Raw genomic sequence first — 16,766 nt, 5'->3', positions numbered from 1 at the left:
GAATTTGCATTTCAGCCTTTTGGGAAGCGCAGAAGGTCGAGTTGTCCTGAAACGACCTGTAGCTATCCAAAGCGCGGCTCAATGCAAGTCCATACCGGTTTGTCAAAACACTATGACTATTCATCCATCCACTCATCGATCGGTTCAACCCACAGCAGCACGCCGGAGGATGATCGCCACGCAAAAAAATCTTCGGGGTGATGTGGTTCAGGCGCAGGAGCATCTATATTCGTTTCTATTAAAAATTGTCAAAACCTGGCCAGCCCACGAGGTATTGCAGGAATTTAAGCAGATTTATATCTACCAAACAGAATCCGCCAGTTCAGACATCATTCCTGCCCTTTCTCAACTTCTATTCGCAAATCAGGAGACCGAATTTCGCAATACCTTAAAGCGATCTTGCTATATTTTGATTAACAACTGGGAGATTTCTAGAAACCATCAGGCAATTTGCCAACTGATTGAACTTTTCTCTGATCCAAGCCTGGAGAAACCTAGCAGTTCCCGAACGCTGACACGGCTCAGGAAATGGCTGCAAAACTTTGTCCAGAGTCAGGATTTTCAGGAACTGAAACTGTTTATTGCTCGCCATGACGATCGAAACGCCATCCACTGGAGCCATCGCTACGCCCCCTACCTGCTCCTATCTCAATACGTTAATTCAGAGAATTCTGTAGAACAACGGCAGGCAGCCAGGAATTTATATGTGCAGTTGAAAGAGCGATTTAAGTTTGATCTGGCTCTGTATACAGCCCATTCAGATCAGCTACATTCCAGGAATAACAGTCGAAAAAATCCGACCTCATTAGCAGACGATGTGTTTGGGTTAATTCAGAAAATTGTTGCCAAGCAAGGGGTTTTTAACTATTCCAACTTGGCTCGAATTTTTTTGAAGCAGGTACAGGATGTCACCTATAGACAGTTTAAGCACAGCTTGCCAGAGTATTTGATTTTCTCATCCGGGCAAAGTGAAATTGCGACGGAATTGAAACAACAGCTATCTGAAAAACTGACCTCACTTTATTCCCACCATGATGCCGATCCGTTAGATCAGCCGTTGCTGATCCGATCGGTGAATAAAGTCATTGACTACTTGACCCTTGCCAATGGTCAGGAACCGGCTGCTTTGTTTGTCCTGCTACTCACGAAGGGCAATTCGTTGACCCTGGTGATTGTCCTCCTGAAGCTAATTTTAATTTGCCCCTATTCCCGCATTCATTTAGAAGCAAGAATTGCCAGCTTAATTAAATACTATGAGCAATATCCGGAAGAAGAATGCCAATGGATTATTCACTTTTTAGAAGTGTTTAACATCACGATGACTATTCATACTGAGAATGTTGAATACAGCCTGGTGTCGATGAACCAACACTGTACTACCTGCCCCACCCCATACCGCATTTTTTCGCAAACTAAATCCGATCGCCGTTCTGAACCTGCTCCTGAACTTCTGAGCAGCGAGTTGCCCACCGACGATCTCAAACAAAAGCAGTGACGACGTTCGCCACTGCCAGATGCATTGCTGTATTTTCGGTTGAATTGCGCCTTTAATTCTCCTCGATTTCGCCTGCTTCAGCTCCGTTTACTTCAGCTCCGTTTACTTCAGCTCCGTCTGCTTCAGCTCCGTCTGCTTCAATTTCGCCTGCTTCAGCTCCGTCTACTTCAGTTCCGTCTGCTTCACCATCAGACGAGGGCACCAGCGCCACCGCAACGATCGCATCATCATCATCCAATCGCTGTACCCGCACACCCGTTGCTGCCCTGGATTGACAGGAAATGGCATTCACTGCCTGGCGAATAATGATGCCTCGACTGGTCACCATAATGATTTCATCAGCTTCATTCACGATCTGGAGCGCAGCCAGCTTGTCATTGCTCTTACGGAATTTGATTGCTCGTAGCCCCATACCGGCCCGTTTTTGCAAGCGGAACTGGGAAACAGGAACACGCTTACCCAATCCCCCCATCGTAATTACCAAAGCCCAGGGGCCTTGATTCCGATAATCGGCTTCCAGTTCTTCGGTGTCCGTATCGATGTCAGCCTCCTCACTTTCGGCCATGCTGGCGATCACCTGGCTAGGCAAAACATCCATGCTGATCAGCTCATCGCCCTTGCGAAGGGACATCGACTTCACCCCTCGCGTCGGTCGGCCCAAGGGACGCAGTTGTTCGTGATTGGCGCGGAAGTGAATCGTCATCCCCTGGCGAGAACCGATGATAATGCTATCCTCCGCTCGCACCCGACGCACCCAGCGGAGTTGATCACCCTCCTCCAGGGAAATCGCAATCAGTCCATTGGCGCGAATATTGCTGAAAGCAGACAGCTCGGTTTTCTTGATGTAGCCCTTTTGCGTCAGCATCACCAGATACTCGTCATCTGAAAATTCAGTGACAGGGACGATCGAAGTGATTTTCTCCTCATGGGAGATGGGCAGCATTTGCACGATCGGCGTACCCGGGCCGTGCGCGATCCAGTCGGGATCTGGTAAGCCTTGAGGCAGTAGGAAATGCCGCGATCGCTGAAGAACAGAACGCTATCGTGATCGCAACAGGTGAGGAAGTGTTCAATGCCATCATCTTCCTTGATGCGGGCAGCAGCCTTACCCCGTGTCGCCCGACTTTGAGACTCAAAGGTGCTGACGGGCATTCGTTTGATGTAGCCTTGTTCCGTCAACAGGATAATGGCCTGCTCATTGGCAATTAAGTCCGTATCAACGATTTCGCCATCCGCCCGTTCGATCACCGTTCTGCGAGGATTGGCGTGGGTTGCCCTCAGTTCTGCAACCTCCGTTTCAATCATCTCCAGAATTCGCTCGCGCCGCGCCAGGATATCCTGCAAGTCTGCAATCCGCAGTTGGAGATCTTCATGCTCCTGCTGAATCTTCTCAGCTTCCAGAGCCGTTAACCGTCGGAGCTGCATTTGCAGAATGGCATCTGCCTGCACATCGGAGAGGGCATAGGAATCAATCAACTCTTGGCGCGCACTCGCAGTATCGGCCGCGTGACGAATCAGGTTGATGATTCCATCAAGATTAGCCAGGGCAATCAACAAGCCCTGCAAGACGTGATCTCGTTCTTCAGCTTTGCGGAGTTCGTAGCGGGTTCGCCGGGTGATCGTTTCAATCCGGAAGTCTAAAAAGACCTGCAAGGATTGCTTCAAACTCAGGAGTTGTGGCTCACTCTCCACCAGAGCCAGCATATTCACGCCAAAATTCGTTTGCAGGGGCGTTTGCTTATACAGATTATTCAAAACGACGCGGGGATAGGCATCGCGGCGCAGTTCAATTACAATCCGCATCCCATCTCGATCGCTTTCATCTCGAATATCTGCGATCCCTTCCAGCCGCCGTTCGTTGACCATTTCGGCAATCTTTTCAATCAATGCCGCTTTGTTGGTCTGGTAGGGTAATTCGGTGATGATGATGGCATCTCGATCGGGTCGTCCCCGTTGTTCAATGGTTTCGATCGCCGCAACGCCCCGCATGGTCACCGAACCGCGTCCGGTGGTGTAGGCTTCCCGAATGCCGGTAGTACCCAGGATTTGACCTCCCGTAGGAAAGTCTGGCCCTGGAATGTGCTGCATTAGCTCAAGGTCTGTAATGTCGGGATTGTGAATCAACGCCACCACACCATCCAGTAGCTCACCCAGATTATGGGGAGGAATGTTGGTGGCCATCCCAACCGCAATCCCCGCTGAACCGTTTAACAGCAGTTGCGGCACCCGTGCGGGTAATACCAATGGTTCCTGCTGAGACCCATCAAAGTTGGGGGTAAAGTCAACGGTTTCTGATTCAATATCGCGCAGCAAGGCGGCACTGGTCAGTGATTGCAGCCGACATTCGGTGTATCGCATGGCGGCAGGCGGATCGTTGTCAATAGAGCCGAAATTACCGTGTCCATTAATCAACGGAAACCGCATGGAAAAATCTTGCGCCATTCGCACCAGCGCATCATAAACGGCTGTATCGCCGTGGGGGTGATATTTACCAAGCACTTCCCCGACAACACGGGCACATTTCCGAAAAGGGCGATCGCTGGTCAACCCCAATTCATGCATGGCGTAAAGAATACGGCGATGCACAGGCTTCAGACCATCCCTAGCATCTGGTAATGCCCGACCTACAATGACGCTCATGGCGTACTCTAAATACGAGCGAGACATTTCGTTTCGCAGATCGGTGGGAACAATCCGTTCCTGGGGAATACTCATACGATAAAAACTCCACGAACTGATGCATTTTAACGACTAGAACGGGACTAGAAACGGGTCAGCAAATCTAATCGCGCCTAGCCTGGAACTCTCTGGTAACTCTACAGTTAAAAGCAGAAGATAGACTCTAAGATTTTAACACAATTTTTGACTCTGGAGAGGTGCTGAATTCTGAGCCAAACCGGCATTTGAGCTACCGTGTTGATTCATCGAAATAAAATCAAATTCCTCGCAAAATAGTTCCCAGGATAACCCCTATTTTTCTATCTGATTTCCAGACTAATAAAAATCTAAATTCTAATTACAAAAGGTCGATCGATCGCCGAGGTTACTATTAGCTTTAATTGATTTTTTTACCCACCTTGCTGAATCCAATACTTGATCCTAATGCTCGATTCCAGGGGGGTATCCCATTGATGCAAATTGATGCAAATCGATCGATTTCCGTAGCGCAGGCCGCGTTTCGACTGAGCGTTCAAGCCGAAGTCTTGCCTGCCAGTGAATGATTTGTCTATAGCCAATCAAAATTGGGATACACCGCTTTGCCAGTAAACAGCTGTCATGCCAATCCAAAATTGACCCGTACCCGGTGCCTGAGTACGATCGCTGGCGCAGCTTTTCTGGATTAGACCGACTCCGCCCAAATCCTTCCTGCTTCACCCACTCTTTAATCTTCTGTAAAGAGATGTTGAAGAGCTAGACGATTCATCATGAATACAGGGGGGTGGAAGTGGCTTACTTTATAGGGCAGGAGCCAACTGCAACCCAAATAAAATCATCACGATTTGTAAATAAAATTCTGTAGAACAGTAGAGACCCCCTGGTAGACCCATCTTGGAGGAACTATGCTGCCCTTGCTTGCTTGTCCTGAATCCACGGCTGGATCGTGGCTATCGTTTACCCGCTTTGCCTCACGCTGGATCACGCAGCCCTCTGAGGTCATGCTGGCGTTTGTCGGGCTATTCGTGCTGGTGAGCTTGCTTCCTAAACGCTGGGGTCGTCGTCCGGCTCGAATCACGGTGGTGGGATTAGCTCTGAGCTATCTTCTCGCGTTGTCCCCCCTGTTTATCAACCTTGCTGGCAGGGTTTTAGAAAGCCCAATTCCTGATGATTCTGGAATGCCCGCAGAGGCGATCGTCGTTTTGGGCCGAGGGAATGGATATAACCCTTCACGGATCACGGTGGCTAGGGAACTATGGGAAGAGGAACGCGCTCCCCTGATTTTTGCCAGTGGCATTTCCGATGCTCCTAGAATTCTCAGGTCGTTGCAAGGCCAGGGCATCCCTGATCAATCCCTCCAGGGAGAAGAGTGTTCTCGAACGACTTATGAAAACGCCAAATTCACCGCATTGTTGCTGAAGCCGCAGGGAGTCAAGCGGATTCTCCTGGTCACGGACTCTCCCCACATGATGCGATCGATTCTCACCTTTCGCGGCTTTGGTTTTAGCGTTACGCCGGTCATTAGTTCTGGTTTACGGGGACTGAATCGCACCAATAAAACATTTACGGTGTTAAGAGAATGGGTAGGTTTGGTGAGTTACGGTCTCATGGGACGATATTCCCGTCAGCCTAATCCTGAGATGGCATTTTCCCCATTGCCGCCTCAGCACCCTGCTAGCTCTCATAACGGTTGAAGACGTTAGGATCGTTCTGGGGCAGTCTTCAGGGCAGTTGCAATCTGGTCGTCCGTCAGGTCATTCTGGAGTTGATCTGTTGTCCAGGTCAAGCCAACCCCTTCCAGTCCCCTCGAACCGTATTCTTCTGTCTTCCTATGTTTCCTGTCATCTACTCCGAAGAATTCTTAGAGCACGATACTGGGTCATTTCACCCAGAAAATGCTGGGCGGCTATCGTCCATTGTTCAATCCCTCAAGTCTGCTCCCTGGGCAGATCAGTTAGATTGGCAGGTTCCTACGCCTGTGTCAGCTCAAGGCGATCGACTGACGCAGGTTCTCCATGCTGTGCATTCTCCCCAGTATGTTCAAGCGGTGCAACGGCTGGCAGTCATGGGGGGCGGGCATATTGATCCGGATACCATTGTTTCTCTCCACAGCTACGATGTAGCCCTACTGGCGGTGAGTGCCTGGCTGGATGGAATCGATCGGGTGCTCGCAACTGGAAAACCTGCCTTTGCCCTGACCCGCCCTCCAGGGCATCATGCCTTAGCAGAACGGGGAATGGGCTTCTGTATCTTCTCCAATGCTGCCATCAGTGCCCACTACGCCCTCCAGCAGCCTGAAATTCAACGGGTGGCTATTCTGGATTGGGATGTGCATCATGGCAACGGCACGCAGGCGATCGTGGAGATAAATCCCCACATTGCCTACTGTTCCCTGCACGAATTTCCTCACTATCCAGGCACAGGGTCGGCTCAGGAGCGGGGGCAATTTAACAATGTGCTGAACATTCCGATGTCGGCAGGAAGTGTATTAACCGATTATCGAGAGCCATTTGAGCAGGCAGTGTTACCGTTTTTACAGGCGTTTCAACCCGATCTGTTGATTGTGAGTGCTGGATACGATGCAACCAAAGCGGATCCCCTCGCCCATATTGCTCTGCAACCAGAAGACTACGGTGTATTGACCGACTACTGCCTCCAGTTCACTCACAAAATTTTGTTTGGCTTAGAAGGGGGATATGACTTCAAAACCCTTTCCTACTCAGTGATGGCAACGATCGAACGCTGTTTGTTTCCCCGCTCAAACTAAGTCATTTAGCTGAATAATTCAAATCTGCGCTTGTGGATAGATCCCTTGAGCCATAGACTAGAGGATGCATCTTTTGGTGTTCTAACAAACAAAAGCTATAGACATATATCGAGATACCCGTGCGTAAGGTCATCATTGCTGGTAACTGGAAAATGTACAAAACCCAGACAGAAGCTCTGGAGTTTCTACGAGGGTTCCTAAATTATGTAGACAATACCCCAGACGATCGGGAGATTGTGCTTTGTTCGCCCTTCACCGCCTTAGGAACGCTATCCAAAAACTTGCATGGTAGCCGCATTCGAGTAGGGGCACAAAATGTTCACTGGGAAGAGGTGGGAGCTTATACGGGAGAAATCTCAGCCCCCATGCTGGCTGAAATTGGCGTGCGCTATGTAGTGGTCGGACACAGCGAACGCAGGCAGTACTTTGGTGAAACGGATGAAACGGTCAATCTGCGGTTGAAAGCGGCCCAGTCCCACGGGCTGATTCCCATTTTGTGTGTGGGTGAAACCAAGCAGCAGCGAGATGCAGGGGAAACAGAGGCATGGATCATCAGTCAGCTTGAAAAGGGACTGGTGAATGTTGATCAAGCACAACTGGTGATTGCTTACGAACCAATCTGGGCGATCGGTACAGGCGATACCTGTGATGCCGATGAAGCCAACCGCATTATCGGTATCATTCGCAGTCGGCTGGATAACCCCAACGTCACGATCCAATACGGTGGCTCCGTCAAACCAGGCAATATCGATGAGATCATGGCGCAACCAGAAATTGATGGAGCCTTGGTGGGGGGAGCCAGCTTGAATCCCAAGGATTTTGCGCGGATCGTCAATTACGAATCTGTCCATTAGGGTTTGGTTCTGGCTAAACCCAACTAGCCAAAACCAACTAGCCAAAGAAAAGCACCCCATCTAGGGGTGCCCTCAACCAGCTAACTTAAGAACAGGATGTTTGGTGCTCGATCCTGCCAGTCATCGCAACTAACTCAAAGATGCTTGACTGCGATCGTAAGTGTCTCCAAAGGATGGATGCACCTTACCCTGAACATGATTCCAAAACTGGGATGCCTCTCCAGAAGGAAGACCAACTTGCACATCCAGGCGGCTCAACATAGCTTGTTGACGATGCTTCACCCGTCGATGATGGGACATCATCAGCATCCGAGCCCGATCCTGTACAGACAAGGTTGGAGCCTTAGTGACTTCTGCTTCTACGGGAACGCTTGCTGGAGATTCTTCAACCTCATTATTCTTGTAAGCAACGCCGCGATACAACAAATCAAGGGTGGGTTGCAGTACCAGAGGACGCTTGGGGTTGCGGAATCGTACATCCAGTCCTCGATACTTACCCGATTGGTTCAGATCACCGTATTCAACTTCTGGTGGGTTGTAGTCGTAGCTCTTGCCGCGATAGGTCAGTTTCATAGGTTTCGCCTCTCTTGGTTGAATGGACTTGAGGGGCGCGTTCCTTCGGGTTTTTCCCTACTTCCGTCCATCAGGCTAACTCACTGATACGATGCCAAGCTTTTGTTTAATAACCTTGCACTCGATATCGTGCTTATCGTGCTTTATCAACGCCTTGAAGGATGAACGATTTGATTTCTGTATCTATTGTTACCGTTTTTCTGGTTTCTGTCAATCGAAACCCGGTTTAGTCATAAAATCTTAACAAAAGGGAATTCCGTTGCGGTTTGCCAGCGTGCCCCATCGTGACGGAGTAGGGTGAGGCGATCGCAGATGAAATTAAATTCAACTTGCCGCTCTTGAAGCCTGGCCCAAGCTTGCTGAAAGGTTTTTCGCTTCAGGTTTCGGGAAGCCACCGTGATGTGGGGCGAAAAGGAACGGGTTTTGGCCTTCAGGTCAACAATTCCCAACGTTGCCTCCAGGTGCTCTGCCAAGCGGGACTGTAGGGCTAAAAGCTCGGCGGTTTTGTGAACATCCAGATACAACACTCGTGGCGCAAAGGCCCCAAAGTTTGACACAGCGATCGGAATTTCTGAGTGAACCTGAGCAATGGCGCGAATACAGGACTCTAGTTCTGGTAACTGCTCCGGCTGCCAGAGAAACGGAGCCTGAAGGGTGATGTGAGGCGAAACCTTTGCTGTGTCCGTCTGGTAATCCGCCTTCAGTTCTGCGATCACCTGCTGAGCATACTCCTGCACATCTGGTGGCACCATCAAGGCGATAAAAAATCTAGAAGGAGGGCAATCGGCTGTAACAAATAACATATGACTCAGAATCGAGATTTTCGGGCATCATAGAGAAAATTAAGTCCAGAGAAAATTAGTCTACAGATTTGAGTCTGCAGATTTTAGCCCACAGATTAGTGAATTAGTGAAACCTTCGTTTGCACCCCTCCCCCTAGCCATGAAACGCTACACCGTTCCCGTTTTGACCCTGCTGCTGCTCGGATGGACTGCCCCTGTCCATGCTGAGAGCCTCGAACAGATGCAACGGCTTCTCAGTACGCGAGAATGTCCTGAATGTAACCTCAGTCGCGCAGGATTAGTTTACTCCAACCTATCCAATGTTGACCTCAACGGAGCCAACCTGAGTCAATCTAACCTCAGTCGCGCTAATTTATCGGGAGCCAACCTGAGTCGGACTAATCTGGCGGGAGCGAATTTATTTAATGCCAATTTGACCGGTGCCGATCTGAGTGGAGCCGATCTGCGAGGGGCCGATCTGCGAGGGGCTATTCTCACGGGAGCCAATCTACAAAACGCCAATATTGAGAGTGCGAATTTTCTGGGGGCGATCGGCTTACCGACAGAGGTTACAACCACTGAAATGATCTATCGGCTGGGATTAGCGGAAGCAGAACGCGGCAATTATCGAGGCGCAATTTATCACTACAGTCAGGCAGTGGCCCAGGAACCAACCTTTGCCCATGCTTACCTGGCTCGCAGCATTTCGCGCTTTCATTCAGGTGATCCGGTGGGAGCGCTGGAAGATGCCCAATGGGCAGAACAACTTTACTCCCAGCAAGGCCATGAGGTAGGACTACAGGCAGCCACTCAGGTGGTCAGCGGCATCCACGCTTTTCAAGAAGCGACGGAGAAACAGCAGGCAGCCATGCGCGGTGGTAATGGGATTGGGATACAGGTTCTCAATGTTTTAGGTTCAGTTGCTTCCCTGCTCCTGCGGTTTGGGTTACCTTAAGTTTGGCTTTTCCCAAGCTAGTAGACCTCGGCAGCAATACACCTACCTTTCGTAGTGCAGGCTTCTAGCCTGCGCGGGCAAGATGCCCGCCCTACGGTTGCTAAATTCACGCCTGCGTTTACTAGGTTTTCCAGAGGTATGCTAAAGTCCCCTGTATCCAGATGACTTGATGGCAGGATAAGCCTCTTGCTCCACCATGACCATACGAGGTTTGGCTTTCCGCAATTTTTCCTTGGGCTTTAACACCAATCCCGCAATACCTCCGACGGCAAGAATATAGAGCGGATTGATCATAGCATTCAAAATACAGTCAACCATGTACAGGACAACACCCACCGCCAGGACGATCGCCGGAGCAACTTGAGGGTTGAACCACTGTCTGGCCGGATAACGCGACCAGAAGAGTACGATCACGGGAAGCAACATGGAGACAAAGAGGCTCGTTAGCCCCACAATGCCGTGATGTCCGAAGGCAATAATCCATAGACTATCCTGCACGGTGATGCCAGACCAGGGATTTAATGGATCAATCTGAACCAGTGCTCGGCCAAAACCGCCCCATCCAAACCAAAATCGCTGTTGTGCCCTCTGAGCCAGGAGTTCTTCATTAAAGAAACGGAATTCCAGGGATTGCAGCCGATCTTCCGGGAAAACACCCCCTAGGTTGTCGAGAATCTGATCGGTAACGTAGCTTTCAGTAAAGGTATTGACGTACAAGTAGGCGAAAATGCCTAGAATCAGGAGGAAAATGGGTAGAGCACTCCGAAACCGTCGTCCCACGATCATAATTCCGACCCCGAATGCCAGCAGCCCATAGGCACCCGTCGATCGCACCAGAATGAAGGTGATAAACAAAGCCCATACCAGCCATTTCACGGGAATATCCCAGAGCCGTTTGAGGGTTCCGGCCCGCCAGAGCCAAATGCCTGAGAGGGTTGCAACCATCATGAATGCTCCTACGGCTAATCCATGATGCATAAATACCGTCGGTCTAAACCCTCCCAGACGGATGGATTGACCAAAATCTAAAAATGCGTGGTCGCCATAAACAATCCGGTGCAACTGAGGACTGAAGCGGTTTTCGATGAGACAGAACGGAATGTAGACCAGTCCTCCCATAAAGATGCCGGTAGCGAGCAAGCGAAACCCGTCCAAGCTGTTAATGTAAATTCGTCCGAGAAAGTAAGGAATGCCCCAGGTCATCACCTGGTTCATCGTGGCCGATACGCCATCGTATGCCCCCAGATCATTGGAGATAGACGAAACGAACGGGCATAAGCACCAGATTGCCATCGGAAGATCGAGCAGGCTAAATCGAAAGGTGCTAAACCGTCCTACATCATAGATGATGGTGGCCAGGAGAATGCCGTAGCAGGTGGCTGAGGTTTTGGTGTAGTTGGGAATGCCAGGTAACTCCAGCACGGCCTGTGGCAGAAAAAGCCACGCTACCAGGAAGCTGATCACTACCGCTTTTCGAGCTGGAAAACGGGAAAACAGGTAAATCACCACTGGAATCCAGAGGAACATCACAAGCGGTGTTGTGATTGCCACATTGGGAAACGGATTGCCAGTGAATGTAAAACCCATCGATTACTCTCCACTTCTATTTACTGCTTAAGCATACTGACTACTTAATACAGTCAGTGAATCTGCTCATCAGCCCAATCGACGCGCCAGGGAGCATTATGATTCTGTATCAAGATATCAAATCAGTTCTTCCCGTGTCGGTGAAATCTGCTGGCTTTATAGAAACTTTGCTAGAGTGCCCCTGAGATCTGACCGTTATTTCATCTATTTCATCCCGGATTTCATCAGTAGGGCTGAGAGTTGCCCAATGATGAATTGAGCACGTTAAGTCCGGCAACCTTTGGTGCCTCTGCCACTTTCTGCTGTTCCGGCCGATCGATCGCCCTCAGTAACGCTGCCTCAAACCGATCGGTGGCATCTTCCCAGGAGTATTGAGTGGCTTTGGTGTAGGCCTGTTCAGAACGGTGCTGCCATTCGGCATTGGACAGGTTGCAAATTATCTCAATCGATCGCGCCATTGCTTCTGGGTCATCTGATTTAACTACGATACCGCCCCCTTCCGGTAAGAGATCCAAAACTGCTCCGGTGGGGACTCCAATCACTGGTGTTCGACAGGCCATCGCCTCCAGGATCGGCAAGCCAAATCCTTCCGATCGGCTGCCAAAGAGCCAGACATCGCAAGCTCCATACAGGTACTTTAACTCCTGTTGGGAAGGGCGATAAACAAACGTGGCATCCGCTGGCAAGGGTAGTTCTGGCGATAGACGATCTCCCCCGAAGGAAATCAGGCGCAGATTAGGAATAGTTTGAGCGGCGATCGAGAAAGCTTTGAGACAGACATCACAGCCTTTCCAATAGTCAGTCGAATAGATTACTCCCACCGTGGGCTGAGATTGCTTACTCCGGCTGGGTTGATGGAACACAGCCGTATCAACACTATTAGGTACGAGTGATACATCGGCATCGCCATACCGTTCCTTCATTAGGGCTGCCAGCCATCTTGCCACCACAATTTTGTGCAGTGGGAACCTGTAGGTTGCTTCTACCCTTGCTTTAGGGAGATAATCAAAAACTTCGTGGTGCTGCACAAAATAAACCTTTGTCCCCTTGTTTGGGGATAGGTTCATCACCCATTCTGCCGTTTCCCACCAGGTGGCAATCACCACGTCTGCATCCGGGAGATCTGCATCGACAACAGGGCGATGGGCCTTCAACAGCTTGTGAGGCACTCCGGCATGGCGAATGTGGGAAGGTTCATTGGAGTTATCCGGAATCCAGCCTCTACCTTTTCTGAGCGATCGAAATTGTTCTCGCCAGCGAATCGGCGGTGAGGGGCAGGACACCGCTAACACTTCATGTCCCCGTTGGATTAAATGCTTTGCATAGGCTGCAATAACCCGTTCTCCCCCAGTCAGGTTGAATCCCCCTGCCATTACAAATGTAATCTTCATGGCACATCATCCCCGAATGGTAGAGGCTGAATGGAGCAGAACCTGGATTCGTCCAGAAATTTGAAGTTTGAGTCTTACCATAGTAAATGCAACCTGCGAAACGGCTCTGTGACATTCACCTCAGGAGTTTCACCTCAGGCTATTGAGAGGTTTGAGTGGAAAGTAGATTGGCCGGAGAATGGGACAGACTGGATACTGATCGATCGCTCAATTGGAAAAGGTCGGCTAATTTCTCTGCTTCGGTTTTCACATTGTGCTGATACGCAACTCGTTCAGCCCCAGCCCGTCCCATTTGTTCTAAATCTGTAACAGGTGCTTGTAACGCTTCTCGCATCACCTGGGTCAGGGCATCAATGGAACTGGGAGGCACCAACCAACCCGACTGTCCCGGCTGTACCAGTTCAGGAATGCCTGCGATCGTTGTGCTGATCACCGGACGACCCAATGCCAGGGCTTCCATAATCACCACGGGTAATCCTTCTGCGAAACTTGGCAGAATCAGGGCGCGAGAGTCCAGAACACATTGTCGGACTGTTTCACTGCTGGCCCAGCCTGTAATCTCAACCTGCTGTTCCAACCCGTAGGTGGCAATCCAGGACTCAATTTCTGAACGGAGTGACCCATCACCCACCAGCGTCAGCTTAAAGTCAATGCCCTCCGCTGCAAGCTGTTGGACTGCATGAATTAAGAGCAATTGTCCCTTATCTTCACATAGGCGACCGACGCAAACTAAGTGAGGGGCTTCTGGAATGGGAACAGGCGGCTGGTTTAAAAAGGACTGATCAACTCCACAGCGAACCAGATGGATTTTCGACCATTCTGTAAAGGGACACCATCGATATAGTTGACTGCGACCAAAGGCACTGATCGCTACGACGAAGGCAGCCTGCTTAATTTTTTCGGGTAGCGCGATCGCCTGTACCTTATCAAACTCTTCCGGGCCATGAACGGTAAAGCTATAGGGCGGTCCCCCCAGCACCCGACACAACAGGGCAACGGTGGCAGAGTTCGTGCCAAAGTGAGCGTGCAGATGAACCACCTCCGCTTCCAGGAGCCAACCCAGCAGAATGCAGGCTTCAGCTAGATAGGCCAGGTGATAAACGATACCTCGCTCCGAAGCCCATCCCATCTGCCAGACCAGCTTCAGAGCCTTTAAAAACCGTCCTGGGCGGCTGAACCCGACCCGCAGCAAGTTCACCAGCAGGAAGAGGACTCCATTGCTCAGCAAAAATCGGGTCTTCTCCAATTCTTGCTTGTCGGCATCATCCACTAACTCATCCGCCAGCGATCGAATCGAGAAGCGTGATACTGAAACACCAATGGCTTCCAGGGCCTGAATTTCCCGACGGACAAAACTATGGCTAACCTTGGGATATTGGTTAACGAGATATGCAACCTTAAGTGCCATTGAGTTGACTGTCACCACTTTAATTCCTACCTATCAAATCTCATGTACCGGATTGAACGAAATGATTCTTGAGGAGCTTCACCTTTTCTTTACCAATTTTCCCCCCTGCAACCCAGCAAATATGAAGTTTTCGTAAATTAGCAGAGGAGTCCGGCAATTCTTAACCGAGAGATTACTGAGCTGTGGTGGAGTAGGGCCAGTAGAGCCAGGGTACAGGGGATGAATCCTGGGGATGAATTTATAAATTATCGGTAGAATTTGATCGATGTTATGCCAGGTATTCCTACGTCTCGTCGATCGCGCCCTCCTACCCTACCCCGACATTCCAACGGTCGCGCTGTCCTCACGGCGATCGGCTTTCTGATGGGGTTAACCTGTATCGTCTTGCTGTTGCAATGGCTATTTCCAACCTTCTTTTCTCCAGCGTTTTCTATGCAACCCCGGCTGCTGACTGATCCATTCCTCCAGTTGCCAACTGAAAATTCGGTGCGAGTGGTCTGGTTTACAGAGTTTGCGGGTTCCCGGCATATTGTTGAATATGGCGATCGGCTGGAACGAACGATTCAGGCGGATACGACCCAACTCAGCCGGGTGCGAGAAGATCAAGAATCCCATGTGGGGGAACAGGCAGGGGATGGTTCAGTTTATGCCAAACCCACCTATCGCAACCTCTGGCGACATGAGGCAGAAATTTCTGGACTGGCTCCGGGGGTTCGCCTGCCCTATCGAGTCAGTAGTCGGCGAGAAGATCGGCAAATCGTCACCAGCGATCGGTTTACCTTAGCACCTGCTCCTCCCCCCCAAACTCCCCTGAGAATTCTGTTGACCTCGGATCATCAGCTTAAGGGAATGACGGCCGCCAATCTTCAGAAAGTGGTTGAAACCGTTGGGTCTGTCGATGCGGTTTTGATGGCGGGAGACCTGGTGGATATACCCGATCGCGCCTCAGAGTGGTTTGACGATCGGCGGGGTAATGCCTTTTTTCCTTGTTTACAGGGACGGGCCACCTACGAATTAGAGCGCGAGGGAACAACGACTGTCTATAGCGGTGGGGCCCGATTCAGTCAGCTCCTTTATTTCCGGCGATCGGCAACCATGAGGTGATGGGCCAGTTTTCAATGGAAAAGCCTTTGGGCGAACAATTTAACAATCCCTTACCGCGATCGGTGGCAGAGCAAGCCTATGCAGAAATGGCATCCCAGCTTGGAGCAGAGGAGGATACAGCGGAATTTCGGCAATGGTGGCTGAAGGAGCGGACGTTCAATACCGATACCTACGAAGAAATTTTTGCTTTACCAACGGACAGCCCAGGCGGAAAAAAATACTATGCTGTGACCTTTGGAGAGATTCGACTGATTTCTCTCTTTGTCACCAATATTTGGCGAACGCCTAATCTAGCTCCCTCCGCCAAAGGTCGCTACCGGGAACGGGATGAGGACTTAAATGATCCGATGAGTTGGGGCTATGGTCAGCATATTTTCGAGTCGATCGCCCCTGGCAGTCCCCAGTATGAGTGGTTGCAGGCAGAATTGAACCGTCCAGAATTTCAGCAGGCGAAGTATAGGATTGTCATGTTCCACCATCCTCCCCATTCCCTGGGGGATAATATCGTCCCTGCCTATACTGATCCGGTGCAAATTGTCGATCGATTTTCAACCCAGGAGCCTGATGCAGAGGCGCAAATTCTCTCAGTGCGCTACGAATATCCCCTGGAGTCCGATTACCTGCTTCGAGATGTGGTGCCGCTCCTGGAATCTGCCGGAGTCCAACTGGTGTTCTATGGCCATTCCCATCTCTGGAACCGCTTCATCAGTCCCACGGGAATGCACTTTTTGGAAACCTCCAACGTCGGCAACACCTACGGAGCCTACACTTTTTCTAACCACCAGCGTCGATCGATTCCAATCGGCTTTCAGGAAACCTATGCTGCCATGGGTGATCCCAATGGGTTGGAACCGATCGTGCCGATTCTCAGTCCATTATTCAATGAACAGGGCCACCCCCAACCCTACATCGCCAGCAACGATATTACGGTCTTCAGCATTTTGGACACCACAACAGGCACCGTGAGTAGCTATCGGTTTGACACCCGATCGCCCGATTCGGAAGTAATTCAGTTTGATGCGTTCCAGTTAAGGCAAGATCGCTAAGAACTGCAATTTTTTACAGTGAACCTGTTTTCGCTACCTGAGCAATGAGATTGTTCAAGTGATTAATTCATGACTTAAGCCAAACCCTGGACTGGCATGAACTGATCTGGAGTTTCCTTTGCCCCACAATCGTTTTACCTCGATCGAAA

The 16,766-nt window shown here is 50.3% G+C and carries 10 protein-coding genes, 2 pseudogenes and 1 riboswitch; of the genes and pseudogenes, 6 read left to right on the top strand and 6 right to left on the bottom strand.

Features of this window, described 5'->3' with window-relative positions; all coding sequences use genetic code 11:
• Positions 1-112: 112 nt before the first annotated feature.
• Positions 113-1,495, top strand: a complete 1,383-nt coding sequence (locus ACM1PF_RS16095) for a hypothetical protein (RefSeq protein ID WP_416676299.1) — start codon at positions 113-115, stop codon at positions 1,493-1,495.
• Between the two features lie 52 nt (positions 1,496-1,547).
• On the opposite strand, the pseudogene gyrA reads toward ACM1PF_RS16095, so the two are convergent.
• Positions 1,548-4,210, bottom strand: a pseudogene (gene gyrA, locus ACM1PF_RS16090) (DNA topoisomerase (ATP-hydrolyzing) subunit A).
• A gap of 845 nt (positions 4,211-5,055) precedes the next feature.
• On the opposite strand from gyrA, the gene ACM1PF_RS16085 reads away from it, so the two are divergent.
• The 3 genes from ACM1PF_RS16085 (at position 5,056) to tpiA (ending at position 7,771) form a co-directional block, all read left to right on the top strand.
• Positions 5,056-5,844 carry a YdcF family protein gene (locus ACM1PF_RS16085; protein ID WP_416676298.1) on the top strand — a complete coding sequence of 263 codons (789 nt, stop codon included), beginning with the start codon at positions 5,056-5,058 and terminating at the stop codon, positions 5,842-5,844.
• A gap of 137 nt (positions 5,845-5,981) precedes the next feature.
• Positions 5,982-6,917 carry a histone deacetylase family protein gene (locus tag ACM1PF_RS16080; RefSeq protein ID WP_416676297.1) on the top strand — a complete coding sequence of 312 codons (936 nt, stop codon included), beginning with the start codon at positions 5,982-5,984 and terminating at the stop codon, positions 6,915-6,917.
• A gap of 119 nt (positions 6,918-7,036) precedes the next feature.
• Positions 7,037-7,771 carry a triose-phosphate isomerase gene (gene tpiA, locus ACM1PF_RS16075; RefSeq protein WP_416676296.1) on the top strand — a complete coding sequence of 245 codons (735 nt, stop codon included), beginning with the start codon at positions 7,037-7,039 and terminating at the stop codon, positions 7,769-7,771.
• A 129-nt stretch (positions 7,772-7,900) separates the two neighbouring features.
• Here the strand turns inward: tpiA and ACM1PF_RS16070 are convergent, their stop codons facing one another.
• Together ACM1PF_RS16070 and ACM1PF_RS16065 are read right to left on the bottom strand one after the other, a co-directional pair.
• The gene (locus tag ACM1PF_RS16070; protein ID WP_416676295.1) at positions 7,901-8,344 is read right to left on the bottom strand and encodes a DUF4278 domain-containing protein; all 444 of its coding nucleotides are present in this window, start codon (positions 8,342-8,344) and stop codon (positions 7,901-7,903) included.
• Positions 8,345-8,378: 34 nt separating this feature from the next.
• A riboswitch (Glutamine riboswitch) is annotated at positions 8,379-8,514 on the bottom strand.
• Between the two features lie 60 nt (positions 8,515-8,574).
• A complete protein-coding gene (locus ACM1PF_RS16065) occupies positions 8,575-9,096 on the bottom strand; it encodes a 2'-5' RNA ligase family protein (protein ID WP_416676676.1) in 522 nt (173 codons plus the stop codon).
• A gap of 190 nt (positions 9,097-9,286) precedes the next feature.
• On the opposite strand from ACM1PF_RS16065, the gene ACM1PF_RS16060 reads away from it, so the two are divergent.
• On the top strand, positions 9,287-10,081 hold the full coding sequence (locus ACM1PF_RS16060; protein WP_416676294.1) for a pentapeptide repeat-containing protein: 795 nt from the start codon (positions 9,287-9,289) through the stop codon (positions 10,079-10,081).
• Between the two features lie 141 nt (positions 10,082-10,222).
• Here the strand turns inward: ACM1PF_RS16060 and ACM1PF_RS16055 are convergent, their stop codons facing one another.
• The 3 genes from ACM1PF_RS16055 to ACM1PF_RS16045 form a co-directional block, all read right to left on the bottom strand.
• Positions 10,223-11,668, bottom strand: a complete 1,446-nt coding sequence (locus ACM1PF_RS16055; protein WP_416676293.1) for an O-antigen ligase domain-containing protein — start codon at positions 11,666-11,668, stop codon at positions 10,223-10,225.
• A 224-nt stretch (positions 11,669-11,892) separates the two neighbouring features.
• Positions 11,893-13,059 (bottom strand): glycosyltransferase family 4 protein, encoded by a 1,167-nt coding sequence (locus ACM1PF_RS16050; protein ID WP_416676292.1) that lies wholly within the window; start codon positions 13,057-13,059, stop codon positions 11,893-11,895.
• Between the two features lie 139 nt (positions 13,060-13,198).
• Positions 13,199-14,467, bottom strand: a complete 1,269-nt coding sequence (locus ACM1PF_RS16045; RefSeq protein ID WP_416676675.1) for a glycosyltransferase family 4 protein — start codon at positions 14,465-14,467, stop codon at positions 13,199-13,201.
• A 432-nt stretch (positions 14,468-14,899) separates the two neighbouring features.
• Here ACM1PF_RS16045 and ACM1PF_RS16040 point away from each other — a divergent pair.
• Positions 14,900-16,617: pseudogene (locus ACM1PF_RS16040) on the top strand (metallophosphoesterase).
• Positions 16,618-16,766 lie beyond the last annotated feature (149 nt).

The organism is Egbenema bharatensis FJBBOT/2019 (assembly GCF_048077055.1).
GTDB classification, from domain to species: Bacteria; Cyanobacteriota; Cyanobacteriia; order Elainellales; family Elainellaceae; genus Egbenema; species Egbenema bharatensis.
Note: the sequence above shows the minus strand (reverse complement) of the source record. Positions and strands in the feature narration are given on the sequence as shown.